Raw genomic sequence first — 26,485 nt, 5'->3', positions numbered from 1 at the left:
AGCATCCCGCCACCAGCGGGCAGCGCCTGCATCAACGAACCGCGCGCCGCCACCAACGTGCAGGCATCCCCCAGGGACAACACCCCCGCCACATGGGCGGCAGTCACCTCACCGATCGAATGACCCACCAGATAGTCGGCCCGCACCCCCCAGGAGGAGAGCAACTCGAACAGCGCCACCTCCACCGCAAACAACCCGGCCTGAGTGAACACCGTCTGATCCAGCAGACGCGCCAGGTCGCTGTCCGGCTCGGCGAACACCACCTGCCGCAACGGGTGGTCGAGCCGGCTGTCGAACAGCGCACACACCCGATCGAAGGCATCCGCGTAGACCGGGAAACGGTCATACAACTCCCGACCCATACCCGGCCGCTGCGCACCCTGACCGGTGAACAGCATCGCCCGGCGGCCGGGGGTGACCTCGCCAGTGACGAGGCCGGGTGCGGTCGTGCCCTCGGCCAGGGCGGAAAGGCCGGCGCGCAGACCGTCCCGGTCCGCCGAGAGCAGGACGGCCCGGTGTTCGAGGGCGGCCCGCGACGTGGCGAGGGACCAGCCGATGTCCAGGGGGGACAGGTCGTCACATCCGCCTGTGAACTCGGCCAACCGCCGCGCCTGCCCGGCCAGGGCCGGCTCCGAGCGGGCCGACACCAGCCACGGCACCACCGGCAGGTCGTTGTCCGTCCCCGGCTGTCGGCCGGGGGCGTCCGGCAGCGCGTCGGCCGATGCCGTCTGCCCGGTCGGGTGCCCGGCGGCCGGCTCCGCCTGGGCGGCGTCGGCCTGCTCGATGATGACGTGGGCGTTGGTGCCGGAGATGCCGAACGACGACACCGCCGCCCGACGCGGCCGATCCACCACCGGCCAGTCCCGCGCCTCCGTCAGCAACGCCACCGCACCCGAGGACCAGTCCACCTTCGACGACGGCGCATCCACGTGCAGGGTCGCGGGAACGAGGCCGTGCCGCATGGCGAGGACCATCTTGATCACCCCGGCGACACCGGCCGCCGCCTGCGTGTGACCGAGGTTCGACTTCACCGACCCCAGCAACAACGGCGCACAACCCTCACGCCCCTGCCCGTACGTGGCCAGCAGCGCCTGCGCCTCGATCGGGTCGCCCAGCGTGGTGCCGGTGCCGTGCGCCTCCACCACATCCACATCCACCGACGACAACCGCGCCGACGCCAACGCCTGACGAATCACCCGCTGCTGCGACGGACCATTCGGCGCGGTCAGCCCGTTGGACGCGCCGTCCTGATTCACCGCCGAACCCCGCACCACCGCCAACACCCGATGACCCAACCGCCGGGCGTCGGCGAGCCGCTCCACGAGGAGGATGCCGACGCCCTCGGCCAGGGCAGTGCCGTCGGCGGCGTCGGCGAACGCCTTGCAGCGGGCCGACATCGACAGGTTGCCCTGCCGGGTGAAGTCGACGAAGACGGCCGGAGTCGGCATCACCGTGACGCCGCCGGCCAGCGCGAGGTCGGACTCCCCCGACCGCAGCGACTGCACCGCCAGGTGCAGCGCCACCAGTGACGACGAGCACGCCGTGTCCACCGTCACCGCCGGCCCCTCGAAACCGAACGAGTACGCCACCCGGCCGGAGCTGATGCTGCCGGCGTTGCCGAGGCCGAGGTAGTCGACGGCACCGTCGGGCACGTCGGCGGCGCCGGCGGCGTAGCCACCGTGGGTGAGGCCGGCGAAGACACCCACCCGGCCGCCCTTCAGGCCGGTCGGGTCCACCCCCGCCGACTCGAACGCCTCCCAGGAGACTTCCAGCAGCAGCCGCTGCTGCGGATCCATGGCCAGGGCCTCGCGCGGCGAGATGCCGAAGAACCGGGGATCGAAGTCGGCGGCGTCATGGACGAAGCCGCCCTCCCGGACGCAGGAGGTGCCGGCGCGTTCCCCGGTCGGGTCGTACAGATCGGCGAGATCCCAGCCGCGGTCGGTGGGGAAGCCGCCGACCGCGTCACCGGAGGCGGCGACGAGGTCCCACAGCGCCTCGGGCGAGGTGACCCCACCGGGGAAACGGCAGGCCATCCCGACGATGGCGATCGGCTGTCGGGCCTCGTCCTCGACGTCGCGGAGCCGTTGCCGGGTCCGCCGCAGGTCGGTGGTGACCCTCTTCAGATACTCCCGGAGCTTCTCTTCGGTGTCCATCAACCTGACCCATCGCGGTGGCCGGCGGAGACCTGACGTAGGCGACGGTACGAATGCGCAAATTCTTCAAGCCAGATCGGTGATTTCCTTGAGCACAATTCAGCCGAGAGCCACGGGTCCCCTCTGCGGGGAAGCTATGGCGTCGCGATGACCTGCGACAACCCCTAACCCGCACGCCCGTCCGCTAGGGGTGTCCGGTCCCGATGGATCGGTTTAGCGTCCCTGTGATCGTCCCGGTGCCAGGTGTCTGCGCACCTCCGCTGGAAGGACCGCTTGAGAATGACCGACTCAGACAACGGCCTGTGGGTCCGCCGGTTCCACCCGGCGCCGGCCGGTGCCCCGCGGCTGGTGTGCCTGCCGCACGCCGGTGGGTCCGCGAGCTTCTACTTCCCCGTCTCCCGGGCGCTGTCGCCCGCCGTGGAGGTTCTCGCCGTCCAGTACCCGGGACGGCAGGACCGCCGCCAGGAGCCGTGCGTGGACAGCATCGCCGAGCTGGCCCGGCAGGTGTTCGGGGTGCTGCGGCCGTGGCGGGACCAGCCCCTGGCGATCTTCGGGCACAGCATGGGCGCGACCCTGGGCTTCGAGGTGGCGCGGCTGATCGAGGCGGACGGCGGGGCGCCGGTCGCGCACCTGTTCCCGTCGGGGCGGCGGGCGCCGTCCTCCGCACGGCACGAGACGGTGCACCTGCTCGACGACGAGGGCCTGCTGGCGGACGTACGCAAGCTCAGCGGCACCAACCAGGCGGTGCTCGGCGACCCGGAGATGCTGCGGGCGGCGCTGCCGGCGATCCGCAACGACTACCGGGCGGCGGAGACGTACACGTACACGCCGGGGCCGAAGCTGAGCTGCCCGGTGACGGTGTTCACCGGCGACGACGACCCGAAGACCACCATCGACGAGGCCAAGGCGTGGGAGCAGCACAGCACCGGCCCGTTCGACCTGCAGGTCTTCCCGGGCGGGCACTTCTTCCTGGCCCAGCACCAGCCGGCCATCCTGCGTACCATCTCGGCGGCCCTGACCCGTACGACGGTGGGCTGACCCGGCGCACGCACGTCGCGGCCCCCGCCGCCCGGGACGCACCCGGGGCGGCGGGGGCCGCCGCGTGTCACGGCTTGTGGGCGACGGCGATGACGTAGTCGAGCAGCGACAGCTCCTTCTTGATCAGCTTCTCGTCGCGCCAGTGGTTGGCCATCCCCTTGACCGCGCTACGGTCGGCCTCGGCCTGGAACTCCGGGTCGGACGGACGGGCGGCCTGGAAGCGGCGCCACCCCTCCCAGGTACGGTCCTGGATGGACTGGACGTCGGGGTTGACGAACCCGGCGGCGGCGAGCTGCTCGGCGTAGACGGTGCGGTCGTGCCAGTTCTCGTCGGGGATGCTGAACTTCACGAAGCTCAGCGGGCCGGAGCTGATCGACATCCGGACGGTGTCGTTGCTGAGCGGGATGATGTCGGCGGTGGCGATGGTGCCGCCCGGCTTGAGCACCCGGAACGCCTCGGCGAAGAAGGCGCTGCGCGGGTAGAAGTGGAACGCCGACTCCAGCGCCACCACCCGGTCGAAGGTGCCGTCGGCGAAGGGCAGCGCGGTGGCGGTGCCGAGCTGGAACTCGGCCTGCTCGGCGAGGCCCTCCTGCCGGGCGCGCTGCTGGGCGTGCTCGACGTGCCGGGGGGTGACGTTGATGCCGTGCACCTTGGCCACCCGGCGGTCGCGCAGCCAGGCGAAGTCCTGGTCGCCGTAGCCGAAGCCGACGTCGAGCACGGTGTCGTCGGGCTTGAAGCCGGCGGCGTCGGCGAGCTTCGTGGCCAGCGCCGCGCCGGCCACGTCGAGGCTGGTCACCCCGTCCTCCCAGTAGCCGACGTTCATGTAGCGGGTGGTGCGGGCGGCGAACTCCACGCCCGGTGACTGGATCTCGTAGAAGCGTCGGACCCGGGTCACCGGGTCCTTCGTGGCCAGGGTGCGGATGACCCGGCCGAGGGTGCGGAGGTTCTCCAGCATGTCTACTCCTTGAGCGGGGGTGGTCAGAGGTGCAGGGCCCGGGCGGAGACCTGCTGACGCAGGTCGTCCACCAGGGCGGCCAGGCCGTCCGGGCCGGCCGCGACGCCGAAGACGTAGAAGTCGGGCCGGATCAGCGCGGCATCGGCGTTCGCGCCGGCCAGCCAGGTGAGGTGGACGCCGTCGAGGTCGACGACGTCGGTCCCGGCCGCATCGGCGGGCGGTGCGGCGTCGGCGGGGCGGACGGTGACCCGACGGGTGCCGAGGGCGTCGAGGAACGCCACGGCGTCGGGGTCGAGCGCGGGGGTCGGGTCCTCGAGGGTGAGCAGCACGAAGCCGGTGCCGACCACGTCGTCGAAGCGCCCGGTCCGCCCACCGGCGGTCACCCGGCCCTGGGGCGCGGGGTCCCCGGCGAGTGGGGCCGGCACGCCGTCGGGGCCGCGGTGCAGCACGCCGTCGACGACGGCCTCGCGCAGCGATCGCGCGTGCTTCTGCTGGGTACGGCGGCGCAGCGCGGCCAGCATCACCGAGTCCCGTCCGGCCGCCTGCTTCGGGTCGGTCTCGCAGATCACCCTGCCGGAGTCGATGGACATCCGGATGGCGTGCTGTACGTGCGCCCGCCGCTCCACCTCGTACGTGTCGAGCAGCGCGGGGTCGGCGACGCCCTGGTGCACCAGATCCAGCTTCCAGGCCAGGTTGATCACGTCGCGGAAGCCGGAGCTCATGCCCTGGCCGAGGAAAGGTGGCATGACATGGGCGGCGTCCCCGGCGAGGAACACCCGGCCGGCACGCCAGGTGTCGGCGTAGCAGGCCTGGGTGGTGTAGACGCCGTACCGGTCGAGACGGGCCGTGTCCGGGGTGATGTCGAACAGGCCGAGCAGCCGCCAGACGCTGGCCTCGGTGCGGAACTCCTCCAGCGTCTCCCCCGGCACCCGCATGAACTCCCAGCGACGGTGGCCGGGGCCGGCGGAGACGGCGGTGCGGGGGCGGGCCGGGTCGCAGATCTGCAGGTTGTTCGGCTTGAACTCGTGCGGCTCGTGCAGCACGACGTCGCAGACCAGCCAGTCGTGGGTGAAGCCCAGGTCGGTGACGGTGGTGCCGAGCCAGCGGCGGACGAAGCTGTTCGCCCCGTCGCAGCCGATCACCCAGTCGGCGGTGAAGGGGTGCTCCGCGCCGTCGGCGTCGACGGCGGTCACGTCGACCCGGTCGCCCCGGTCGGCCAGCGCGGTGACCTCCAGGCCGCGCAGCACCTCGACGCCGGGCAGTGCGGCGCCCCGCTCGGCGAGCGCGGCCTCCAGACCGGGCTGGTAGAAGGAGATCGAGTCGGGCCAGCCGGCGGGCCCGTCCTCGGCGACCTTGACGTGCAGCAGGGTACGGCCGAAGCCGTTCTTCCAGGTGTACTCCCCGGACAGCTCACACACCGGGTCGAGGGCGTCGCCAAGGTCGCAGCTGGCGAGGATGCGACTGGCCTCGCCGTCGTAGGACACCGCGCGGGGCATGCTGTACGGGGTGAGCCACTTCTCCACCACCCGTACGGTGAAGCCGCGCCGGGCCAGCAGGATCGCCGCCACCTGGCCCACCGGGCCGTAGCCCACGATCAGTACGTCCGTCATCGCCGTTTCCTCGTCCGTGCGCGTCGGGCCCGCCATCAGAGCCCGAGTTCCGTGTCGATCAGGCTGAAGATCTCGTCGTCGCTGGCCTGGTCCAGGTCCAGGTCATGGTCGGTGGCGGACGCGCCGCGCATGGTCCGCCACTTGGCGACCAGCACCTCGAGCCGCGCCGCGACCTGGCTGTGCAACTCCGGCTCGGCCACCGTCTCGGCGAGCGACCGTTCCAGGCTCTCCAGCTCCGCGAGGATCGCCGGGGCGGCCTGGCCGCCGTCGGGCACGAGCTGGACGCGCAGGAAGTCGGCCAGCGCGGTCGGGTCCGGATAGTCGAAGATCGCCGTCGCGGGCAGCCGGTGGCCGGTGGCCTCGGTGAGCCGGTTGCGCAGCTCGACGGCGGTCAGCGAGTCGAAACCGACCTCGTTGAACGCCTGCGTCGGGCCGATCGCGTCCGGGGTGCCGTGGCCGAGCACGGTGGCCGCCTCGGCGCGGACCAGGTCCAGCAGCAGGGCGGACTGTTCCGGGCCGGTCAGCGCACGCAGCCGGCCGGCCAGGTCCCGGCCGCCGGTGGCGGCCTCGGCGCGGGCCCGGGGACGTTCCCGCCGGACCAGGCCGCGCATCAGCGCCGGTACGGTGGCCCGCCCGGCGAGGACGGACACGTCGACCCGGGTGGGCACCAGGTGCTCCTCGGGGGCGGCCAGCCCGGCGTCGAACAGCGCCATGCCGAGGTCGGAGGGGATGGCGAGCTGGCCGTCGCGGGCGGTGATCCGGGGGTCGGTGCGGTCCAGCCCGGCGGTCATCGCGCTGGCCTGCTCCCACAGGCCCCAGGCGTACGACTGGGCGGGCAGGCCGGCGCCGCGCCGTTGCCGGGCGAGGGCGTCCAGGTACGCGTTGGCGGCGGCGTAGTTGCCCTGGCCGGGGACCCCGAACACGCCGGCGCCGGAGGAGAAGAGCACGAAGCCGGCGAGGTCGAAGTGGCGGGTCGCCTCGTCGAGGTGCCGGGCGGCGTCCACCTTGGGCCGGAAGACGGTGTCGATGCGCTGCGGGGTGAGCGCGGTGACCACCCCGTCGTCGAGCACCCCGGCGAGGTGCACCACGGCGGTGAGCGGATGCGCGGCCGGCACGGCGTCGACGAGCCGGGCCACCGCGTCGCGGTCGGCCACGTCGGCGGCGGCCACGGTGACCGTGGCGCCGAGGGCGGTCAGCTCGGCGGTCAGCTCGGCCGCGCCGGGGGCGTCGGGGCCGCCGCGGCTGGCGAGCAACAGGTGGCGGACCCCGTGACCGGTGACCAGGCGACGGGCGACCAGCCCGCCGAGCAGGCCGGTGCCGCCGGTGACCAGGACGGTGCCGTCCGGCGCCCACCGCGTCGGCATGGTGAGCACCACCTTGCCGACGTGCCGGGCCTGTTGGACGTAGCGGAACGCGTCGGGGGCCTGCCGGACGTCCCAGGCGCGCACCGGCAGCGGGGTGAGCGTCCCGGCCGCGAACAGGTCCATCAGCTCGACCAGCATCCGCTGGATCTCGGCGGGGCCCACGGTGGTCAGGTCGTACGCCTGGTAGGCGACACCGGGGTGGTCGGCGGCGACCCGGTCGGGGTCGCGCAGGTCGGTCTTGCCCATCTCGACGAACCGGCCGCCCCTGGGCAGCAGCCGCAGCGACGCGTCGACGAACTCCCGGGCGAGGGAGTCGAGCACCACGTCGACGCCACGCCCGCCGGTCACGGCCCGGAAGTGCGCCTCGAAGTCGAGGGTGCGCGACGAGGCGAGGTGGCTGTCGGGGACGCCCATCGCCCGCAGCACGGGCCACTTGCCCGGGCTGGCGGTCGCGTACACCTCGGCGCCGAGGTGACGGGCGAGCTGGACGGCGGCCATGCCGACGCCACCGGCGGCGGCGTGCACCAGCACCGCCTCGCCGGGGCGCAGCCCGGCCAGGTCGACCAGTCCGTAGTACGCGGTGAGGAAGACCACCGGCACGGACGCGGCCTGCGCGTACGTCCAGCCGTCGGGCATCGGGACCAGCAGCCGGCGGTCGGTGACCGCGACCGGGCCGAAGCAGCCGACGAAGACGCCGAGCACCCGGTCGCCGGGACGCAGGTCGGTGACCTCGGCGCCGACCTCGGTGACCACGCCGGCCGCCTCGCCGCCGGGCGGCCCGGGGTCGCCCGGGTAGAGACCGAGCGCGTTGAGCACGTCCCGGAAGTTCAGGCCGGCGGCGCGGACCCGGACCCGCACCTCCAGCGGGCCGAGCGGCACGTCGGCGGCGTCGGTGGCGGCCAGGACGAGGGTGTCGAGGCTGCCACGCGCCGGGGCGTCGAGCCGCCAGGCGGTCGCGGTGGCCGGCGGGGTGAGCGTCGCCGACTCGGCTCGGCGGGCCAGCCGGGGGGCGTGCGGGGCGCCACCGCGCAACGCCACCTGAGGTTCGCCGGTGGCGAGCACGGCGGCGAGCTGGTCGGCGTCCGGTGGCGCGTCGGCGTCGAGCAGGACGAACCGGTCGGGGTGCTCGGACTGGGCGGAGCGGACCAGTCCCCAGGCGGTGGCGGCGTCCGGGTCGTCGACCTCGGCAGGGCTGTGCACGCCCACCGCGCCCCGGGTGAGCAGGACCAGCGGGGTGGCCGCCCAGCGGGGGTCGGCCAGCCAGCCCTGCACCAGGGCGAGGGCTTCGGCGGCGACGGCCCGCGCCCGGTCCCCGCCCGCCGGGGCGGTGTCGCCGTCCACCCCGGCGGGTGCGCCGCCGTCGGTGACGGTGGGCGCGTGGCCGTCGTCGGCGCCACCGGCGTCGGCGTCCGGCACGGCGGCGGACCGGAACAGCGGGGCGAGGACGGCGTCGGGCGGGGGTGCGCCGGCGTCGACCGCACGGGCGAGCGCGGCCAGGTCGGCGTGGTGCGGGAACGCGCCGACGGCCCGGCCGAGCGCGACGACCCGGGCTGCCGCGACCGGCTCCGGCACGGCCAGCGGCTGCCAGTCGAGGCGGAACAGGGCGTCGTCGACGGCGGCGTCCCGGGCGCCCAGTTCGGCGCGGGAGATCGGGCGCATCGCCAGCGACGCGACCTCGGCCACCGGCGCACCGGTGGCGTCGGCGACGGTCAGCGCGATGGCGTGCGGCGCCACCCGGGTGAGCCGGACCCGCAGCGCGGTGGCCCCGGCGGCGTGCAGGGTGACGCCGTTCCAGGCGAACGGCAGCAGCAGCCGGTCCGGTCCGGCGTCGCCGAGGCCACCGAAGTGCGCGGCGTGCAGGGCGGCGTCGAGCAGGGCCGGGTGCAGGCCGTACCGGTCGGCGTCGGCGCGCTGCGCGGCCGGCAACTCCACCTCGGCGTACACCTCGTCGGCGGTGGTCCACACCGCGCGAAGCCCTTGGAACGCCGGGCCGTACGCGTAGCCGTCGGCGGCGAGGCCGGGGTAGAAGTCGGTCAGGTCCGCCGGGCGGGCGTCACGCGGCGGCCAGGGGCCCGACCCGGGCGGCGGGGCGGGCTGGTCGGCGCTGAGTGTCCCGCTGGCGTGCCGGGTCCACGGGGTGCCGGACGGGGCGTCGGCGGGCCGGGAGTGCACGGTGACCGGCCGGCGGCCGTCGTCGGCGGCGGGGCCGAGCGCCACCTGCACCTGGGTCGCCGTGTCGGCCGGCAACGCGAGGGGCGCCTCGATGACCAGCTCGTCGAGGACGGGACAGCCGACCTCGTCACCGGCACGCAGGCACAGCTCGACCAGCCCGGTGCCGGGCACCAGCACGGTCGAGGAGACCCGGTGGTCGGCCAGCCACGCCGGGGCGGTGGCGGCCAGCCGGCCGGTGAACAGGTGCCCCCGCGTCTCGGCCAGCGTCACGGACGCGCCGAGCAGCGGATGGCCGGAGGCGTCCAGGCCGGCCGCGCCGACGTCGCCGGGACCGGTGACCGGCCGGGGCCAGTAGCGGCGGTGGGCGAAGGCGTACGTGGGCAGGTCGACCCGCCGGCCGCCGGCCAGCGCCGGCCGCCAGTCCACCGGTACGCCGCGCACGTGCAGCTGGGCGGCCGAGAGCAGGAACCGGCCCCGGTCGCCCTGGTCGCGGTGCAGCGAGCCGACCACCACGGCGGCGGCGTCCTGCTCGGCCAGGGTCTCCTCGATGCCGACGGTGAGCACCGGGTGCGGGCTGCACTCGACGTACGTGTCGTGGCCCTGGCCGGCCAGCGCGCGGACCGCCCGCTCCAGCTCGACCGGCTGGCGCAGGTTGCGGTACCAGTAGTCGGGGCCCATCTCCTCGCCGTCGAGCCAGCGCAGGTCGGTGGTGGAGAACAGCGGCACCGCCGCCGGGCCGGGGGTGATCGGCGCGAGAGCCTCGGCCAGCTCGTCGCGGATGCGCTCCACCTGGGCGGAGTGGGAGGCGTAGTCGACGGCGATCCGGCGTACCCGGGCCCCCTCGGCGGCCAGTTCGTCGAGGAGTTCGACGACGGCGGCCTCCTCGCCGGAGACGACCACGGCGGCCGGACCGTTGACGGCGGCCACCGCGATCCGGTCGCCGTAGCGGGCGATCCGCTCGCGGACCGTGTCGGCGGGCAGCGCCACCGAGGCCATCGCCCCGTGCCCGGCCAGCGCCCGGATCGCCCGGCTGCGCAACGCCACCACTCGGGCGGCGTCGGGCAGGGAGAGCACCCCGGCGACGCAGGCGGCGGCGATCTCGCCCTGCGAGTGACCGACCACGGCGGCGGGCTGGACGCCGTACGAGCGCCACAGCTCGGCCAGCGACACCATCACCGCGAACAGGGCGGGCTGCACCACGTCGACCTGGTCGAGGCCGGGCGCCCCGGGTGCCTGGCGCAGCACGTCGCGCAGGGACCAGTTCAGGTACGGCCGCAGCGCGGCGTCGCAGGCGGCCATCCGCTCGGCGAAGACGGGGGCCTGGTCGAGCAGGTCCAGCCCCATGCCCGCCCACTGGGAGCCCTGTCCGGGGAAGACGAACACGCACCGGCCGGTGGGCCCGGCGTCGCCGCGTACCAGCTCGGGGGCGGGACGGCCGTCGGCGAGCGCGTCGAGGGCGGCGGCGATCCGGTCGGGGTCGGCGCCGACGAGCACGGCCCGGGAGTCGAACGCGGCCCGGGTGGTGGCCAGCGACCAGGCCACGTCGAGCGGCTGCTGCTCGGGCCGCTCGGCGAGGTGGGCGCGCAGCCGGCGGGCCTGCCCGGCCAGCGCCTCGGGGGTACGCGCGGACAGCAGCCACGGCAGCGCCACCGCGTCCTGCGCCCCGGTGGCCCGCGTCGCGGCGCTCGCCGGCCCGGCCGGCGCGGCGGTCCCCGGGCCGGCCGGTTCGGGTACCGCCTCGACGACGACGTGCGCGTTGGTGCCGGAGATGCCGAACGAGGACACCCCGGCGCGGGCCGGCCGGTCGGCGCGCGGCCACGGTCGGGCCTCGGTGAGCAGCTCCACGGAGCCGGCGTCCCAGTCGACGCGGGAGGTGCGCTGCTCGGCGTGCAGGGTGCGGGGCAGCCGGCCGTGCCGCATGGCGAGGACCATCTTCAGCACCCCGGCGACACCGGCCGCGGCCTGGGTGTGCCCGAGGTTGGACTTGACGGAGCCGAGCAGCAGCGGCGGCGCGTCGGCGGGCCGCCGGCCGTACGTGGCGAGGATCGCCTCGGCCTCGATGGGGTCGCCGAGCGGGGTGCCGGTGCCGTGCGCCTCGACGGCGTCCACGTCGGCGGGGCCGAGCCCGGCGGCGGCCAGCGCGGCCCGGATGACCCGCTCCTGGGACGGCCCGTTGGGGGCGGTCAGCCCGTTCGACGCGCCGTCCTGGTTGACGGCCGTGCCGCGCACCAGGGCGAGGACGGGATGCCCTCGGCGGCGGGCGTCGGAGAGGCGTTCCACCACCAGCACCCCGACGCCCTCGGACATGCCGAACCCGTCGGCGTCCTCGGCGAACGCCTTGCACCGGCCGTCGGCGGCGAGACCGCGCTGGCGGCTGAACCCGGTCAGCCCGGCGGGGCTGGACAGCACCGACACGCCTCCGGCCAGGGCGAGGTCGCAGTCGCCCTGGCGCAGCGCCTGCACGGCCAGGTGCAGCGCCACCAGGGACGCCGAGCAGGCGGTGTCCACGGTGACCGCCGGCCCTTCCAGCCCGAGCGCGTACGCGACCCGACCGGACAGGACACTGCCGGCGGTGCCGGTGAGCAGGTGACCCTCGTCGGCGGTGGTCTCGCCGTCGTCGGCGGCGACGCCCGGGGCGATCTGGTCGGCGTAGTCCTGGCCGTGGGTGCCGGCGAACACTCCGGTGCGGCTGCCGCGCAGGGTGCCCGGGTCGATGCCGGCGCGTTCGAGGGCCTCCCAGGAGGTCTCCAGCAGCAGCCGGTGCTGCGGATCCATGGCCAGCGCCTCGCGGGGGCTGATGCCGAAGAACGCGGCGTCGAAGTCGGCGATGCCGGTGAGGAACCCGCCCGCGCGCACGTACGTCCGCCCCGGCGTGCCGGGGACCGGGTCGTACAGGTCGGGCCAGCCCCGGTCGGTGGGCAGGTCGCCGATGACGTCCCCGCCGGCGTCGAGCAGCCGCCACAGCTCGTCGGGAGAGCCGATGCCGCCGGGGAAGCGGCAGGCCATGGCGACGACCGCGACCGGCTCGTCGAGGGCGACGGTGCCGGCGTCGGCGACCTCGGTGGCGGTGGTGCCGAGCAGCCGGGCGTGCAGGTGCGCGGCGAGCAGCTCCGGGGTGGGGTGGTTGAACACGGCGTGCGGGGCGAGCCGGACGCCGGTCACGGCGGAGAGCCGGTTGCTGAGCTCCACCGCCATCAGCGAGTCGAAGCCCAGTTCCTTGAACGGGCGGCGCGGCTCGACCTGCTCGGGGCCGACGTGCCCGACGACGGTGGCGCACCGGGCGCGGACCAGGTCGAGCAGCAGGGCGGCCCGCTCGGGCTCCCCGAGGCCGGTCAGCCGGTCGGCGAAGCCGGTGGCGGAGGCGGGCGCGGGGTCGGTGTTGACGGCCCGGCGCGGCGGTGGGGGCAGCAGCGCACGCAGCAGCGCGGGCACCTCACCGGAGGCCCGGACGGCGGCCAGGTCCAGCCCGATCGGCACCAGCGCCGGCCGGTCGGCGTGTAGCGCGGCGTCGAGCAGGGCCAGGCCGGCGGCGGTGGCGAGGGGGCGGGTGCCGCCCCTGGCGAGGCGGGCCAGGTCGGCGGGGCCGAGCCGGCCGGCCATCCCGTCCTCGGCCGCCCACAGGCCCCAGGCCAGCGCGGTCGCCGGCAGACCCTGGGCGCGGCGGTGCCCGGCGAGGGCGTCGAGGAACGCGTTGCCGGCCGCGTAGTTGCCCTGCCCGGGGCTGCCGAAGGTGGCCGACGCCGAGGAGAACAGCACGAATGCTGCCAGGTCCAGGCCGGCGGTCAACTCGTGCAGGTGCCACGCGCCGTGCACCTTGGACCGCAGGGCCCGCTCCCAGCGGGTCTCGTCGAGGCCGGTGAGCAGCGCGTCGTCGGTGGCCCCGGCGGCGTGCACCACGGCGACCAGCCGGTCGGCGAGCGGGGCGACGACCTCGGCGAGGGCCGCCCGGTCCGCGACGTCGGCGGCGACCGGACGCACGCTCACCCCGGCGTCGGCCAGTGCGTCCATCCAGTCGGCCCACCGGCCGGTGCGGCTGAGCAGCACCAGCTCGGTCACGCCGTGGACGGTGGCGAGGTGGGTGGCGACGTGCCGGCCGATCCCGCCGGTGCCACCGGTGACCAGCACGGTGCCGCCGGCCAGCGCCGGCAGCGGGCCGGCGACACCCGGCGCGGGCGTGCCGCCGGTCGACGCCGGTGGCAGCGGCCCGGCGGTGGAGTGCTCGACCGGGCGCAGCCGGGGCAGCAGGGCCCGGCCGTCGCGGACGGCCACCTCGGGCTCGTCCGCTCCGGCGGCCAGGGCGGCCCGGACGGCGGCGTCGTCGCCGGCGTCGAGGACGAGCAGCAGGAACCGGCCGGGGTGCTCGGCCTGGGCGACCCGGACCAACCCGGCGACCGGGGCGTGCACGGGGTCGTCGGCCCGGACGGCGACGGCGAGCCGGGTGCCCTCCGCGCGGGAGTCGTCCAGCCAGCGTTGGAGCACACCGAGCATGTCGAGGCCGACGGTGTGCGCGCGGTCGGGCACCGGGCGGGCGGGGTCACCGTCACCGACCCGCAGCACCAGCACCGGCGGCAGCGGCCCGTCCGGGGGCACGCCGTCGGCGAGGGTCCAGGCGGGCACCGGCGTGGCCGGGGCTGTGACGGGCAGCCAGTCGACGGCGTACAGGCCGGCAGGGGTGGCGTCCATCGGTGACGTCGGGTTGTCGGCGGGTGGCGGTGCCACGCTGCGCAGCACCACCCGGTCGACGTCGAGCACCGGCGCCCCGGCGTCGTCGACGGCGCTGAGCGTCACCGCGTCCGCCCCGGCGGGGGCGAGGCAGACCCGCAGCGCGTGCGCGCCGGTGGCGTGGGTACGAACCCCGGACCAGTCGGTGGGCACCGGCCGGACGTCGTCGTCGGTGGTGGCGGTGGCGAAGTCGGCGAGCGGAAGCAGGCGCAGGGCCGCGTCGAGCACCAGCGGGTGCACCCCGTACCGCTCGGCGTCGGCGTCCCGGGCGTCCTCCGGCAGGCGTACGTCGACGAAGAGCCGGTCCCCCGCGACCCACGCGGCCCGGGCCGCCTCGCCGGCGAGGGCGTGCCGCTGCGGGGTGCCCAGGTCCACCGGTCGGGCCCCGGTGGGCGGCCATGCCGGGACGGTGGTGGCCGGGCCGGCGGCCGGGTCGGCCGGGGCGAGCACGGCCTCGGCGACCTCCCGCCACGGCTGGCCCTCGGCGGCCCGGACGTGGCAGCGCGCCACCCGGCGCAGGTGCTCGTCGGGGGCGTCGACGGCGATCTGCACGTCGACGGCCAGTTCGGCCGGCAGCGGCACCGGGGCGGGTACCCGCAGCCGCTGCACGGTCGGTGCGTCGAGGAGTCCACCGACGTGGGTGAGCATGTCCAGCAGGGCGGTGGCCGGCAGCTGCGCCGGCCCGCCGTCGGGTGCGACCAGCCACGGGTGGGTGGTCGCGGCGAGCCGGCCGGTGCAGACGACCTGCCCGGTGCCGGCGACCGGCAGCACCGCGCCGAGCAGCGGGTGCCCGGCGTCGGCCAGCCCGACGTCGGCCGGGCCACCGGCCACCGCCGAGTACGGCAGCCAGTAGTGCCGCCGTTGGAAGGCGTACGTGGGCAGGTCGACCCGGCGGCGGGGGCCGGGTCCGGTGAGCGCGGCGGGGTGCACGGTGACGCCGCGCACGTGCAGCCGGGCGACGGCGGCGAGCAGTTCCCCGGCTTCGCCGTCGACGGTCCGCACGGCGGGGACGAAGGCCAGCTCGTCGGAGTCGGCGGCGAGGCAGTCCTGGGCCATCGCGGTGAGCACCCCGCCGGGACCGATCTCCAGGAAGGTGGTGGCCCCCTGCTCGCGCAGGGCGCGCATCCCGTCGAGGAAGCGGACGGTGCCGCGCACGTGCGCCACCCAGTAGTCGGGCGAGCAGAGCCGGGCCGCCTCGACGGGCCGGCCGGTCAGGTCGGACACCACGGGCAGCCGCGGGGTGCGGTACGTGAGGCCGGCGGCCACCTCCCGGAACGCGTCGAGCATCGGCTCCATACGCGGGGAGTGGAACGCGTGCGACACCCGCAGCCGGCTGGTCCGCCGGCCGGCGGCGCGCAGGGTCGCCGCGACGGCCAGCACGGCGTCGACGTCGCCGGAGAGGACCACGCTGGTCGGGCCGTTGACGGCGGCGAGGCCCACCCGGTCGGTCAGGTGTCCGGTGACCTCGGCCTCGTCGGCCTCGACGGCGACCATCGCGCCGCCGGTGGGCAGCTGCTGCATCAGCCGGGCCCGGGCGGCGACCAGCGCCGCCGCGTCGGCGAGGGAGAACACCCCGGCCACATGTGCGGCGGCCAGCTCGCCGACGGAGTGGCCGAGCAGCACGTCGGGGCGTACGCCCCAGGACTCCAGCAGCCGGTACAGGGCCACCTCGAAGGCGAACAGCGCCGGCTGGGTGTAGAGGGTCTGGTCGAGCAGGGCGGCCCGGTCGTCGCCCTCGTCGGCGGCGACGACGTCCGCGAGCGGGTGCGGGGCGTGGCCGGCGAGGCAGCGGTCCAGTTCGGCGCAGGCGGCGTCGTACGCGTCGGCGAAGACCGGGTACGCGGCGCGCAGCCGCCGCCCCATGCCGGGACGCTGGCCGCCCTGCCCGCCGAAGAGCAGGCCGAGCCGGCCGTCGGCGACCCGGCCGGTGAGCACGGCGGCGCTGTCCGGGTCGGCGTCGCCCCGGGCCAGCGCGGTCAGCCCGGCCCGGGCGGTGGCCGGGTCGCCGGCCAGCACCACGGCCCGGTGCTCCAGGGCGGCGCGGGTGGTGGCTAGGGCGTGCCCCACGTCGACCGGGTCGGCGTCCGCGCCGGGGCCGTCGAGCCAGGTGAGCAGGCGGGCCGCCTGGTCGCGCAGCGCCTCCCCGGTGGCGCCGGAGAGCGGCCACGGCACGGGCAGCCGGTGCGCGTCGGTGGCGGTGCGGGTCGCCGGGTGCGTGGCGGTGCCGTCGGGCGCCGGGTGCGGCGCGGCGTCGCCGGTGGGGTGCGGCAGGGTGCCGGCGGGCTCCGGGTCGGCCGGGGGCGCCTCGACGATGACGTGGGCGTTGGTGCCGCTGATGCCGAACGACGAGACACCGGCCCGCCTCGGCCGGTCCACCCGGGGCCACGGGCGGGCCTCGGTGAGCAGCTCCACCGCGCCGGCGGACCAGTCCACCTCGGACGTCGGGGCGTCCACGTGCAGGGTGCGGGGCAGCGTCCCGTGCCGCATGGCGAGGATCATCTTGATCACCCCGGCCGCCCCGGCGGCGGCCTGGGTGTGGCCGAGGTTGGACTTCAGCGAGCCCAACGCCAGCGGCGCGGCGTCCCCGCGCCCGACGCCATACGTGGCGAGCAGCGCCTGCGCCTCGATCGGATCGCCCAGCCGGGTGCCGGTGCCGTGCGCCTCGACGGCGTCCACGTCGGCCGAGGTGAGGCCGGCGGCGGCCAGCGCCCGCCGGATGACCCGTTCCTGGGCGGGGCCGTTGGGCGCGGTGAGTCCGTTGGACGCACCGTCGGAGTTGACCGCGCTTCCGCGCAGCACGGCGAGGACGGGATGGCCGTCGCGACGGGCGGTGGAGAGCCGTTCCAGCAGCAGTACGGCGACGCCCTCGGACCAGCCGGTGCCGTCGGCGGCGTCGGCGAACGCCTTGCACCGGCCGTCGGGGGCCAGCCCGCGCTGCCGGCTGAACTCGACGAACGCCTGCGGGGTGCCCATCACCGCGATGCCGCCGGCCACCGCCCGGACGCAGTCCCCGGCACGCAGCGCCTGCGCGGCCAGGTGCAGCGCGACCAGCGACGACGAGCAGGCGGTGTCCACGGTGACCGCCGGCCCTTCCAGGCCCAGCGCGTACGCGACCCGGCCGGAGACGACGCTGCCGGCGGTGCCGACACCGAGGTAGCCCTCCGTGCCGGGCGGCGCCTGGCGCAGGTTGGCGGCGTAGTCGTGGTGCATGACGCCGGTGAAGACGCCGGTGGCGCTGCCGCGCAGCGAGGTGGGGTCGATGCCGGCCCGCTCGAACAGCTCCCAGGAGGTCTCCAGCAGCAACCGCTGCTGCGGGTCCATGGCGAGGGCCTCGCGGGGGCTGATCGCGAACAGGGTGGCGTCGAAGTCGCCCGCGTCGGGCAGGAACCCGCCGACGCGCACGTACGACGTGCCGGGCTGGTCGGGGTCGTCGGAGAACAGCCGGGTCAGGTCCCAGCCCCGGTCGGCGGGGAAGGCGGTGAGCCCTTCGCCGCCCTGCTCGACCAGGTTCCACAGTTCCTCCGGGGAGCCGACGCCGCCGGGCAGCCGGCAGGCCATGGCGACGACGACCACCGGGTCGTCCGCGTCGGAGCCCGTGGCCGGCCCGCCCGGGGCGACCGGGACGTCCGGGGTGGCGCCGCGCAGCCGGGCGGCGAGGTGGCGGGCGAGCGCGTCGGGGCTCGGGTGGTCGAAGGCGGCCGTGGCGGAGAGCCGCGCCCCGGTGGCCCGGGCGAGCCGGTCGCGCAACGCGACCGCGCCGACGCTGGTGAAGCCGAGTTCCTTGAAGGCCCGGCCGGGGCGGACCGACGCCGCGCCGGGCAGGCCGGCGACCTCGGCGGTGGCGGCACGGACCAGATCGAGCACGAGCCGGTCGCCGTCGGCGGTGGTCAGCCGGGCCAGCCGGCGGCGCAGTTCGGCGGCGTCCCGCTCGGTGTCGACGCCGTCGACGGTCGGGCGGGTGGGCGCGCGCCAGGCGGGGTGGGCCGCGACGGCCCGGTCGGCCGGGACGGCGAGCAGCACGAGGTCGCCGCCGTCGTGGGCGACGTCGAACGCGGCGAGGTCGGCCCGGGGGGCCGTACTCTCCTGCCCCGCACCGCTGTCGGCGGTCGGCTCGGTCGTGCCGACCAGTCGGGCGGGCAGACCCGCCGCGCGACGGCGGGCCACCAGGGCGTGCAGCGCGCCGACGGCCGCGGCCGCCCGTTCCCGGGCGGCCGCACCCAGCAGCGGGGCCGCCGGGACGGCGACGGTGAACGCCGTGGCGGCGGCGTGCCGGGTCCGGGCGTCCAACGCGGCGGCGAGGGCGAGCAGCCGGGCGACGGCCGCGTCGTCGTCGAGGTCGGCGTCGGACGGGCAGAGGAAGACCGCGCCGACCTGCTCGTCGGGCACGGCCTGCCCGAGCCCGTCAACGTCGGGCAACGCGACCAGCGCGACGGCCTCGGCGCCGGCGGCGGTGAGCTCACCGACCAGGCCGCTCGGGCCACCCGCGTCCCGTCCCTGGGCGGCTGAGCCGGCGGCGGTCGGGCCGGTGTGCAGCAGCCGCAGCCGGCGGGCGCCGTGCGCGGCGGTCAGGTGCCGGGCCAACGCCGCCCCGGTCGGTGCGTCGACCCCGGTGACCACCGTGAGGGCGGCCGGGTCGACGACCGTCGCCGGTCGCGCCGGAAGGTCGGCGGGGGCCGGCCCGAGAACCGGGTGCCGGGCGGTGCCCGCACGCAGGGCGACCTGCGCGGCGGCGTCGACGGCGGCCGGCAGCAGGGCGGACGAGCGGTCGTCGGCGTCCCGGTCGACCAGCACGATCCGGTCCGGGTACGCCGCCTGGAGGCTGCGGCCCACCGCCCAGGCGACGACGCCGGCCGGGACGAGGTCGGGGTCGTCGGCCCGGTCCGTCGTGGACGCGTCCACCGCGCCGGTGGTCAGCAGCACCACCCGGGTGCCGGCGTACCGGTCGTCGGCGAGCCAGTCGCGCAACCGGTCGGCGAGATCCGGCGCGTCGCCGTCGCTGAGCAGCACCGTAACGTCCGGCACGTCGGACTGCCGGCGCAGTGCGGCGAGATCCGGGTGGACGTGGAACCGGTCGTCGTCGGCCGCCGCCGCGCGCAGCAGCGCGACCAGCGCCGTGGCGTCGGCGCCGACGACCGCCCAGCGACGCCCCGCCTCCACCGGTACGGCGGTCAGGTCCAGCGGTCGCCAGGAGATCCGGCTCAACGACTCGTGGTGGCCACCGTTGACCCCGCGCAGCCGGGCCGGTTGCGCCAGCAGCAGCCGGCGGGTCACCTTGCCGGAGGCGGTACGGGGCACCTGCCCGATCTCGTACAGCTCGTCGGGGACCTTGTAGTAGGAGAGCCGTACCCGGCAGGCGGCGTACCCGGCGCGGGGGTCGAAGCCCTCCGGCCCGGCGACGACGAACGCCACCGGCACCTCGCCGAGCACCTCGTGCGGCCGGCCGGTCACCGCCACGTCGGCGACGCCGGGCACCGCGCGCAGCGCCTCCTCCACCTCGGACGGGTGGATCTTCTCCCCGCCCCGGATGATCAGCTCCTGGTGCCGGCCGGTGACGAAGAGGTTCCCGTCGGCGTCACGGCGGGCCAGGTCGCCCGTGCGGTACCAGCCGTCGCGCAATGCGGCGGCGGTCACCTCCGGCAGGCCGTGGTAGCCGAGCATCACGCTCGGCCCGCGTACCCACACCTCGCCCTCGGCGCCCGCCGGCACGTCCAGGCCGGTCTGCGGGCTGACCAGTCGCACCTGCACGCCCGGCACGGGCAGCCCGCAGGAGCCCTCGACCGGGGGCCGGTCCGGCCGGCTGATCGCGATCGACCCGCAGGTCTCGGTGCTGCCGTACGCGTCGAGCAGCGGCGCGGCGAAGACCTCCTGGAACGCCGTACGCAGCGCGCCCGTGGTGATCGCCCCGCCGACCAGGCACACCCGCAGGGCCGGGGCGCGGAAGCCGGTGTCGCGGGCGGCGGTGACCAGGTGGTGGTACATGGCCGGCACCCCGGCCAGCACGGTCGCGGCGTCGGACTCCACGGCGCGCAGCACGTCGGCGGCGGAGAAACCGTCGACGATCCGGGCGGTGGCGCCGACGGCGGTCACGCTGAGCACGCAGCCGATGTGGGACAGGCTGTGGAACAGCGGCAGCGGCCAGACCACCCGGTCGTCCGGGGTGAGGCCGGGGATCGGGACGTAGCAGGCGGCGACGGACCACAGGCAGGTGCGCTGGGTGGAGAGCACGCCCTTGGGCCGGCCCGTGGTGCCGGAGGTGTAGAGCATCCAGGCGACCTCGTCGAGGCCCAGGTCGTCGCGCGCGTCGGTGCCCGGCTCGGCGTCGACGAGGTCACGCCAGGCGGCGACACCGGCCGGCGCCGGGTCGTCCCCGGTCACCCAGACCCGCAGTCCGGGCCGGTCCGCGCGTAGCCGCAGCACCTGGTCGAGGTGCTCCGGGTCGGTGACCACCAGGACCGCGCCGGAGTCGTCCAGCAGGTGAGCCAGCTCCGCGTCGGTGCTGCGCGGGTTCAGCGGCACGCCGACCGCGGCGGCCCGGGTGACGGCCAGCCACGTCTCCACCGTCTCCACCCGGTTGCCCAGGCAGAAGGCCACCCGCTCGCCGCGGCCCACCCCGGCCGAGGCGAGGTGCCCGGCCAGGCGTCGGGTCCGTGCCTCCAGGTCGGCGTACCCGACCGCACGGCGGTCGTCGCGGAACGCGACCTTGTCCCCGAACCTTTCGGCGTGGGCCCTCAGCAGACCGGGCAACGGCTGGACCAGGTCGCTCCGAAGCATGTCACCACATCCGTCCGTCGGCGAGACTCCTCATCCGCGGCGTAGACCTCGCTCGCCGTAACGGTGCAATCCTTCCCAGCGCCCTGCCGCCGACCTACCCCTGTCACCCCCTAACCCGTCCCCAGTTCCGGCCGCCGGCTGACCGGCACGACCTGCTGCGGGTCGATGATGGGGCCACCCCCGCAGACCGCCGTGCCCATGCTCCGCCCGCCGTCAGTCGAGGTGCCGTCGTTGGAACGCTCGTGGTTGTTCGCTCGCCTGGCCGTACCGGCCGGCGGGTGCCCGGACGCCGGGGTGGCCTCGCTGGTCGGAACCGTGCTCGCCGAACTGGTCGCCACCGCCCGCCGCGCCGACCCGGAGGCGCAGTGGTTCTACGACCGGGTCGACTCCCTCACCGGGCCGCGGCTCAGCCTCGGCTTCCACGCCGTGCCGCCCGCGCTCGACGCGGTACGGCAGCGACTGCGGGCGTACGACCCGCAGGTCGCCTTCGCCGCCGACCCGTACGCCGTGCGCGACGCCGCCCGGGGCGGCCCGCTCGCGTCGGCGGCCAGCGACCTGGCCCTGGCGCTGCTCGGCGGCGACGCGCCCTGGCTGGCCGGCGCCGAGCTGGCGCTGGCCGTGACGCACCTGCGACACCTGTGCGGGCTGATGCCGGCGGCCGACCGGCTGGCGTTCCTCTTCCTGCACTGGCAGGACCGCAGCCGGCGGCTCACCGGGGCGCAGCGGCGGGAACTGGCCGCGCAGGCGGACACCGGGGCGGAGAAGATCGTGCTGGCGGCCGGCGATCTACCGCTGACCGACGCGGTCGCCTCCGCGTGGCGGCGCTACCTCGACCGGGTGGCCGACGTGATCGACCGGGACCACGAGGCCCCGTCACCGCCGCGCGGTTTCCTGCTGGCGCACCACGCCCAGCTCACCCACGAACGGTGGGGCATCGGCCCGAACGTCGACTCGCTGGCCGCCCTGGCGCTGCGGCTGTCGATGGTCCGGGACCAGCCGGCCGTCCCGACGCCGAGTCCCCCCGCACCGAGGAGGCCGCAGCCCCATGCACCCGCCCGCGCCTGAGCGTGCTGTCAGCGACCCGGCCCGGGTCGCGCCCGCCGGAGTCGGACCGGGACGCCCCACGCCGGCCGCTGCCGGTCCGGACGTCGAGCCCGTCCGGGTCGACGTGGCGCTCGGCGAGCGCGCGTACCCGGTGCTGATCGGCCCCGGCGTACGCCACCGGCTGCCGGCGGAGGTCGCGCGGGTCGGCGCGCGGCGGGTCGTGGTGGTGTCGGCCCGGCCGGCGGAATGGACGCCGGACCCGGGCGTGCCGCACCGGGTGGTGCCGGCCCGCGACGGCGAGCACGACAAGAACCTGTCGACCGTGGAGCAGCTCTGCCGGGCGTTCGCCGAGTTCGGGCTGACCCGCTCCGACGCGGTGGTCTCCTGCGGTGGCGGCACCACCACCGACGTGGTCGGTCTGGCCGCGGGCCTCTACCACCGGGGCATCGCGGTGATCCACCTGCCGACCTCGCTGCTCGCCCAGGTCGACGCCAGTGTGGGCGGCAAGACCGCGGTCAACCTGCCGGAGGGCAAGAACCTGGTGGGGGTGTACTGGCAGCCCCGGGCGGTGCTCTGCGACACCGAGCACCTCGGCACGCTGCCGGAGCGGGAGTGGCGCAACGGGTACGGGGAGATCGCCCGGGCGCACTTCATCGGTGCTGGCGAGCTGCGCGGACGTTCGGTGGCCGAGCAGATCGCCGCCTGCGTGGCGCTCAAGGCGCGGGTGGTGGCCGCCGACGAGCGCGACTCCGGGCTGCGGCACATCCTCAACTACGGCCACACCCTCGGCCACGCGCTGGAGCGGGCCACCGATTTCCGGCTGCGCCACGGCGAGGCGGTCGGCGTGGGCACGGTCTTCGCGGGCCGGCTGGCCGGCGTCCTCGACCGCGTCCCGGCCGGGCGGGTGGCCGAACACCACGACGTGGTGGCCGGCTACGGCCTCGACTCCGCCCTGCCCGCCGACGTCGACCACGACGAACTGGTCGCGCTGATGCGCCGGGACAAGAAGGCCGTGGCCGGGCTCTCCTTCGTCCTCGACGGCCCGACCGGTCCGGAATTGGTCGCCGACGTCCCCGAGGCAGCCGTCCGCGCCGCCCTCGCCGGGATGTGACCGCACCCCCGGGCCGCTGGCGCGGCCCGGGGGTACCTGTCAACTGCCCAGCGCTCGCTGGATCTGCGCGATCAGCACGCCGCAGCTGTCCCGTCCCGAGGCGCCGACCATGCCGAGGATGGTCGCCGGGAACAGGCCGTTGTCCGTCATCGCCGGGTCGTAGTGCATGAACACGACGAGCTGCCCGCGATCGATGAAGGGGGCGAGGATCGGCTCGGCGTCGACACCGGGCGCGAGGGAGAAGAACGTGGTCATGGCGCACGGGTGCTGACCCAGCAGCGAACTGCGGTGCAGCACCGACGTGGTGGCGCCACTGACCCGGAAGTTCGGGTCGATGACGCGCAGCTCGCCGGTTCGGCTGATGCCGGCGTCGAACGAGCAGTACCCCCGGTACCCGAGAGCACTGGCCTTTCGCACCCCTACGGTCAGCGCTTCGATCAGTTCCGTCGGCGGTTGGTCGTCGTCCATCACACAACCGGTCCACGTCGACGTGGGCTGAGGTAGGTGGACGGACGCCCCGAGGTACTCCACCGACCCGCTGGCCGTGATGGCGAACTGGATGCCCCAGACCGTCCGGAAGGGGACCTCCTCCTCGACGATCCACTGATCGCTCACCTGCTCCATCTGCTGGAACAGTGACCGGTTCAGCCGATCCTGCAACCGTCTGGTGAAGATCGCGATCCCGCTGTACACCTCGGTGCCGGCCGGCTTGACGACCGCCGGCCGGCGGTCCTGTTGCACGATCCGCCGCACCTCGGCGGGGGTGGCGATCTGGCGCCGGGGCAGGTACTCCGGTGCGATCAGGGTTTCCAGGACGGTCTTGTTGTTGAGGCGGGTCAGCAGTTCCGGTGAGTTGCGGGCCGGCGCCGCCCGCAACTGCGGATCCTGTGGGGGGAACTGGAGCTCCAGCAGCTCGCCCCGGTCGGCGGCCTCCCGGGCGAGCTGGACCGCCTGCGTGCCGGACCGGAACTCGCGCAGGTCACTGGGCACCTTGAGGCCGCACCGGCTGATCAGGCGCAGCGACTTGTCCGCGCTGGCTCCGGTGCTGCAGATGGTCGCCGCCTGGTGCGGCAGGGTCAGGTGCAGACCGGTGACCATGTCCAGCCCGTTGTTGAGGCCGACGCCCGCCGCGGCCAGGTAGCGGCTACCGGCGGTCGCCACCGGGCTCGGTGGCCGGGCGAGGAGCACGCCGTCGGGGGCGAAAATCTGTACCTGGATGGGCCCGTCCATGGGATCTCCTGACATGCCGGCCCGCAAGGGGCCTCGGGGATGGCACGAAGTCCGGGGCACGACGACCACGAACAGCGAGGAACGTGGGCGGATACGAGGTGTCCCGGTTCTGGTGAGGCCGCTCGGCCGCGAGAGTCGGGCGTGCCGCGCGCATCCGCCGGACGGTTCCGGGCTGGACCGGCCAGGTAGCGGCTGACTTGTGGTCAGCACCGCTCCGGCGAGGTGCGCACCAGCAGACGGTGGTAGCTGCGGGCCACCGCCTGGCTCGTGATCGACAAAGCATAGTCAGTCTCGAATCGAGCGTGGGATGGGCCGGACAGCCGAGTACCCGCAGCCGTTCTGGCACCGCTCGGCTAGGGGTGGCAGCTAGGGGTGTACGCGACCGCGTCGGGATCCGTAGCGTCGGGGGCCGCCAGGTCGTCGTTCCCCCATCACCGCAACGGATCGGGGACGGATGTGGGTGCGCGCCCCGAGTGTCGTCCGCCGTACGGCACAGGGGCCGACCGGCCGCCGCGGCCACGCGTCTCCCGGTCACCCCATCTCGGTCGGAGGTTGGCTCATGTCTGTCGGGTTCGATGGTGCACATGCCGTGGCGGGTACGGTCGACGCCACCGGTGGGCCGCTGGGAGACGCGGAGCGCGCGCAGCTGCTCGCCTGGGGCCGGGGACCGGTACGGGAAGTGCCGGCCGAGCCGATCCACGAACTGGTCCTGCACTGGGCACACCGCACCCCCGAGGCCATCGCCGGTGTCGCCGGTGACCAGGTGCTGACCTACGCCGAACTGGAGCGCCGCTCCGGCGCACTCGCCGGCCACCTACGCGCACAGGGCATCGGCGACGGCGACGTGGTCTCCCTGGCCTTGGACCGCAGCCTCTGGACCCTCATCGCCGCCCTCGCCGTCCTCCGCGCCGGCGCCGCCTACACCCCGATGGACACCTCCTGGCCCGCCCCCCGCATGCGCATGCTCCTGAACGACCACGGCGCACGCATCGTCCTCACCACCAGCGACACCGCCCCCCGCATCCCCCAACCCGACGGCATCCACGTCATCGCACTCGACGACGACTGGCCCACCATCCAAGCCTGCCAACCGGCCACACTGCCGACCGTGCCCGCCACCGCCCCGGCGTTCGTCATCTACACCTCCGGCTCGACCGGCACCCCCAAGGGCGTCGTGCTGTCGCACGACAGACTCACCAACTTCCTCACCTGGATGACCGACGAGTGCGGCATCGGTCCCGACAGCCGGATGCTGCATTCGGCGGCGCCGGTCTTCGACGCCGCGTTCGGGGAAATCTTCGCCACGCTCACCGGTGGCGGCTGCGTGGTGGTCTGCTCCCGCGACGACCTGCTCGACACGCGTCGGCTCACCGACCTCGTCAACCGGCACGACGTGACGCACACCTTCGGGCCGGCCACCAACATCGCCCCGCTCGACCCGGCGGCCTGTCCCGGTCTGCGCTGCATCATCTTCGGTGGCGAGGCGCTGCCGCCGCAGCTGGCCCAGCGGTGGTTGACGGCGGGCACCCGGGTGTTGAACGCGTACGGGCCGGCGGAGGCGGCGGTGGCGTGTACCTGGTTCGACGCGTCGTCGGGCTGGGACGGCGCGTACGTGCCGATCGGCTGGCCCATGCCCAACCGGCAGATCCGCATCGTCGACGCCGAACTGAACCTCGTCCCCGCCGGCGTCCCCGGCGAAATCCTGATCACCGGATTCGGCGTCGCCGACGGCTACCTGCACCGCCCCGAACTGACCACCGAACGCTTCGTCACCGACCCACACGGCGGCGGCCCCGCCTACCGCACCGGCGACCTCGGCCGCTGGAACCCCGCCGGCGCCCTGGAAATCCTCGGCCGCATGGACCACCAGGTCAAAGTCAACGGCATCCGCATCGAACTCGGCGAAATCGAAGCCGTCCTGACACAACACCCCGACGTCGACGGCGCAGTGGTCGTCCGCCGCGAAGACCGAGGCGTCGCCCGACTCGTCGGCTACGTCACCGGCCGCGACAACCGGACCCCCGCAGTCACGACGCTACGCGAACACACCGCCGCACAACTACCCGCCTACATGGTGCCCGCCGTCATCATGGTCCTCGACCGGTTCCCCACCGGCGACACCGGCAAAATCGACCGCCGCGCACTACCCGAACCCACCACCCAACGCCCCGACCTCGACGTCGAATTCGTCGAAGCCCGCACCGACCAGGAACGACTCATCACCGGCATCTACGCCACCGTCCTCGGACTCGACCACGTCGGCATCCACGACAACTTCTTCGACCTCGGCGGCACCTCCCTACAATCCGCCACCG

At 75.4% G+C, this 26,485-nt stretch carries 9 protein-coding genes; 4 read left to right on the top strand and 5 right to left on the bottom strand.

Going from position 1 to position 26,485, the window contains the following annotated elements:
• The coding region (locus GA0070560_RS27000) for a type I polyketide synthase (RefSeq protein WP_425412722.1) at nucleotides 1–2,156 on the bottom strand (2,156 nt) is incomplete at its 3' end.
• Between the two features lie 276 nt (nucleotides 2,157–2,432).
• Here GA0070560_RS27000 and GA0070560_RS26995 point away from each other — a divergent pair.
• Nucleotides 2,433–3,191 (top strand): thioesterase II family protein, encoded by a 759-nt coding sequence (locus GA0070560_RS26995; protein WP_281185284.1) that lies wholly within the window; start codon nucleotides 2,433–2,435, stop codon nucleotides 3,189–3,191.
• Nucleotides 3,192–3,258: 67 nt separating this feature from the next.
• On the opposite strand, the gene GA0070560_RS26990 is transcribed toward GA0070560_RS26995, so the two are convergent.
• The 3 genes from GA0070560_RS26990 to GA0070560_RS26980 are packed head-to-tail and all read right to left on the bottom strand — an operon-like array spanning nucleotide 3,259 to nucleotide 20,785.
• Nucleotides 3,259–4,146, bottom strand: coding sequence for an SAM-dependent methyltransferase (locus tag GA0070560_RS26990; protein WP_091302825.1), 888 nt, complete (start codon nucleotides 4,144–4,146; stop codon nucleotides 3,259–3,261).
• Nucleotides 4,147–4,169: 23 nt separating this feature from the next.
• Complete coding sequence (gene mhpA / locus GA0070560_RS26985) at nucleotides 4,170–5,756, bottom strand: bifunctional 3-(3-hydroxy-phenyl)propionate/3-hydroxycinnamic acid hydroxylase MhpA (RefSeq protein WP_091302823.1); 1,587 nt, start codon at nucleotides 5,754–5,756, stop codon at nucleotides 4,170–4,172.
• A 35-nt stretch (nucleotides 5,757–5,791) separates the two neighbouring features.
• Entirely contained in the window at nucleotides 5,792–20,785 is a 14,994-nt protein-coding gene (locus GA0070560_RS26980; RefSeq protein ID WP_091302821.1) for a type I polyketide synthase, read from the bottom strand.
• A gap of 222 nt (nucleotides 20,786–21,007) precedes the next feature.
• Here GA0070560_RS26980 and GA0070560_RS26975 point away from each other — a divergent pair, with 222 nt between their 5' ends.
• Together GA0070560_RS26975 and GA0070560_RS26970 are read left to right on the top strand one after the other, a co-directional pair.
• Nucleotides 21,008–21,850 carry a hypothetical protein gene (locus GA0070560_RS26975; protein ID WP_245675745.1) on the top strand — a complete coding sequence of 281 codons (843 nt, stop codon included), beginning with the start codon at nucleotides 21,008–21,010 and terminating at the stop codon, nucleotides 21,848–21,850.
• A 103-nt stretch (nucleotides 21,851–21,953) separates the two neighbouring features.
• Nucleotides 21,954–22,940: a 3-dehydroquinate synthase family protein gene (locus tag GA0070560_RS26970; RefSeq protein WP_091302831.1), complete on the top strand. Its 987-nt coding sequence runs from the start codon at nucleotides 21,954–21,956 to the stop codon at nucleotides 22,938–22,940.
• A gap of 39 nt (nucleotides 22,941–22,979) precedes the next feature.
• Here GA0070560_RS26970 and GA0070560_RS26965 read toward each other — a convergent pair whose 3' ends face one another.
• The gene (locus tag GA0070560_RS26965) at nucleotides 22,980–24,170 is read right to left on the bottom strand and encodes an ATP-grasp domain-containing protein (RefSeq protein WP_091302817.1); all 1,191 of its coding nucleotides are present in this window, start codon (nucleotides 24,168–24,170) and stop codon (nucleotides 22,980–22,982) included.
• 589 nt (nucleotides 24,171–24,759) lie between these two features.
• On the opposite strand from GA0070560_RS26965, the gene GA0070560_RS26960 reads away from it, so the two are divergent.
• On the top strand, nucleotides 24,760–26,485 hold a 1,726-nt coding region (locus GA0070560_RS26960; RefSeq protein ID WP_245675744.1), incomplete at its 3' end, for a non-ribosomal peptide synthetase.

Source organism: Micromonospora halophytica, assembly GCF_900090245.1.
Taxonomy (GTDB): Bacteria; Actinomycetota; Actinomycetes; order Mycobacteriales; family Micromonosporaceae; genus Micromonospora; species Micromonospora halophytica.
This window is presented reverse-complemented; position numbering and strand designations above follow the sequence as displayed.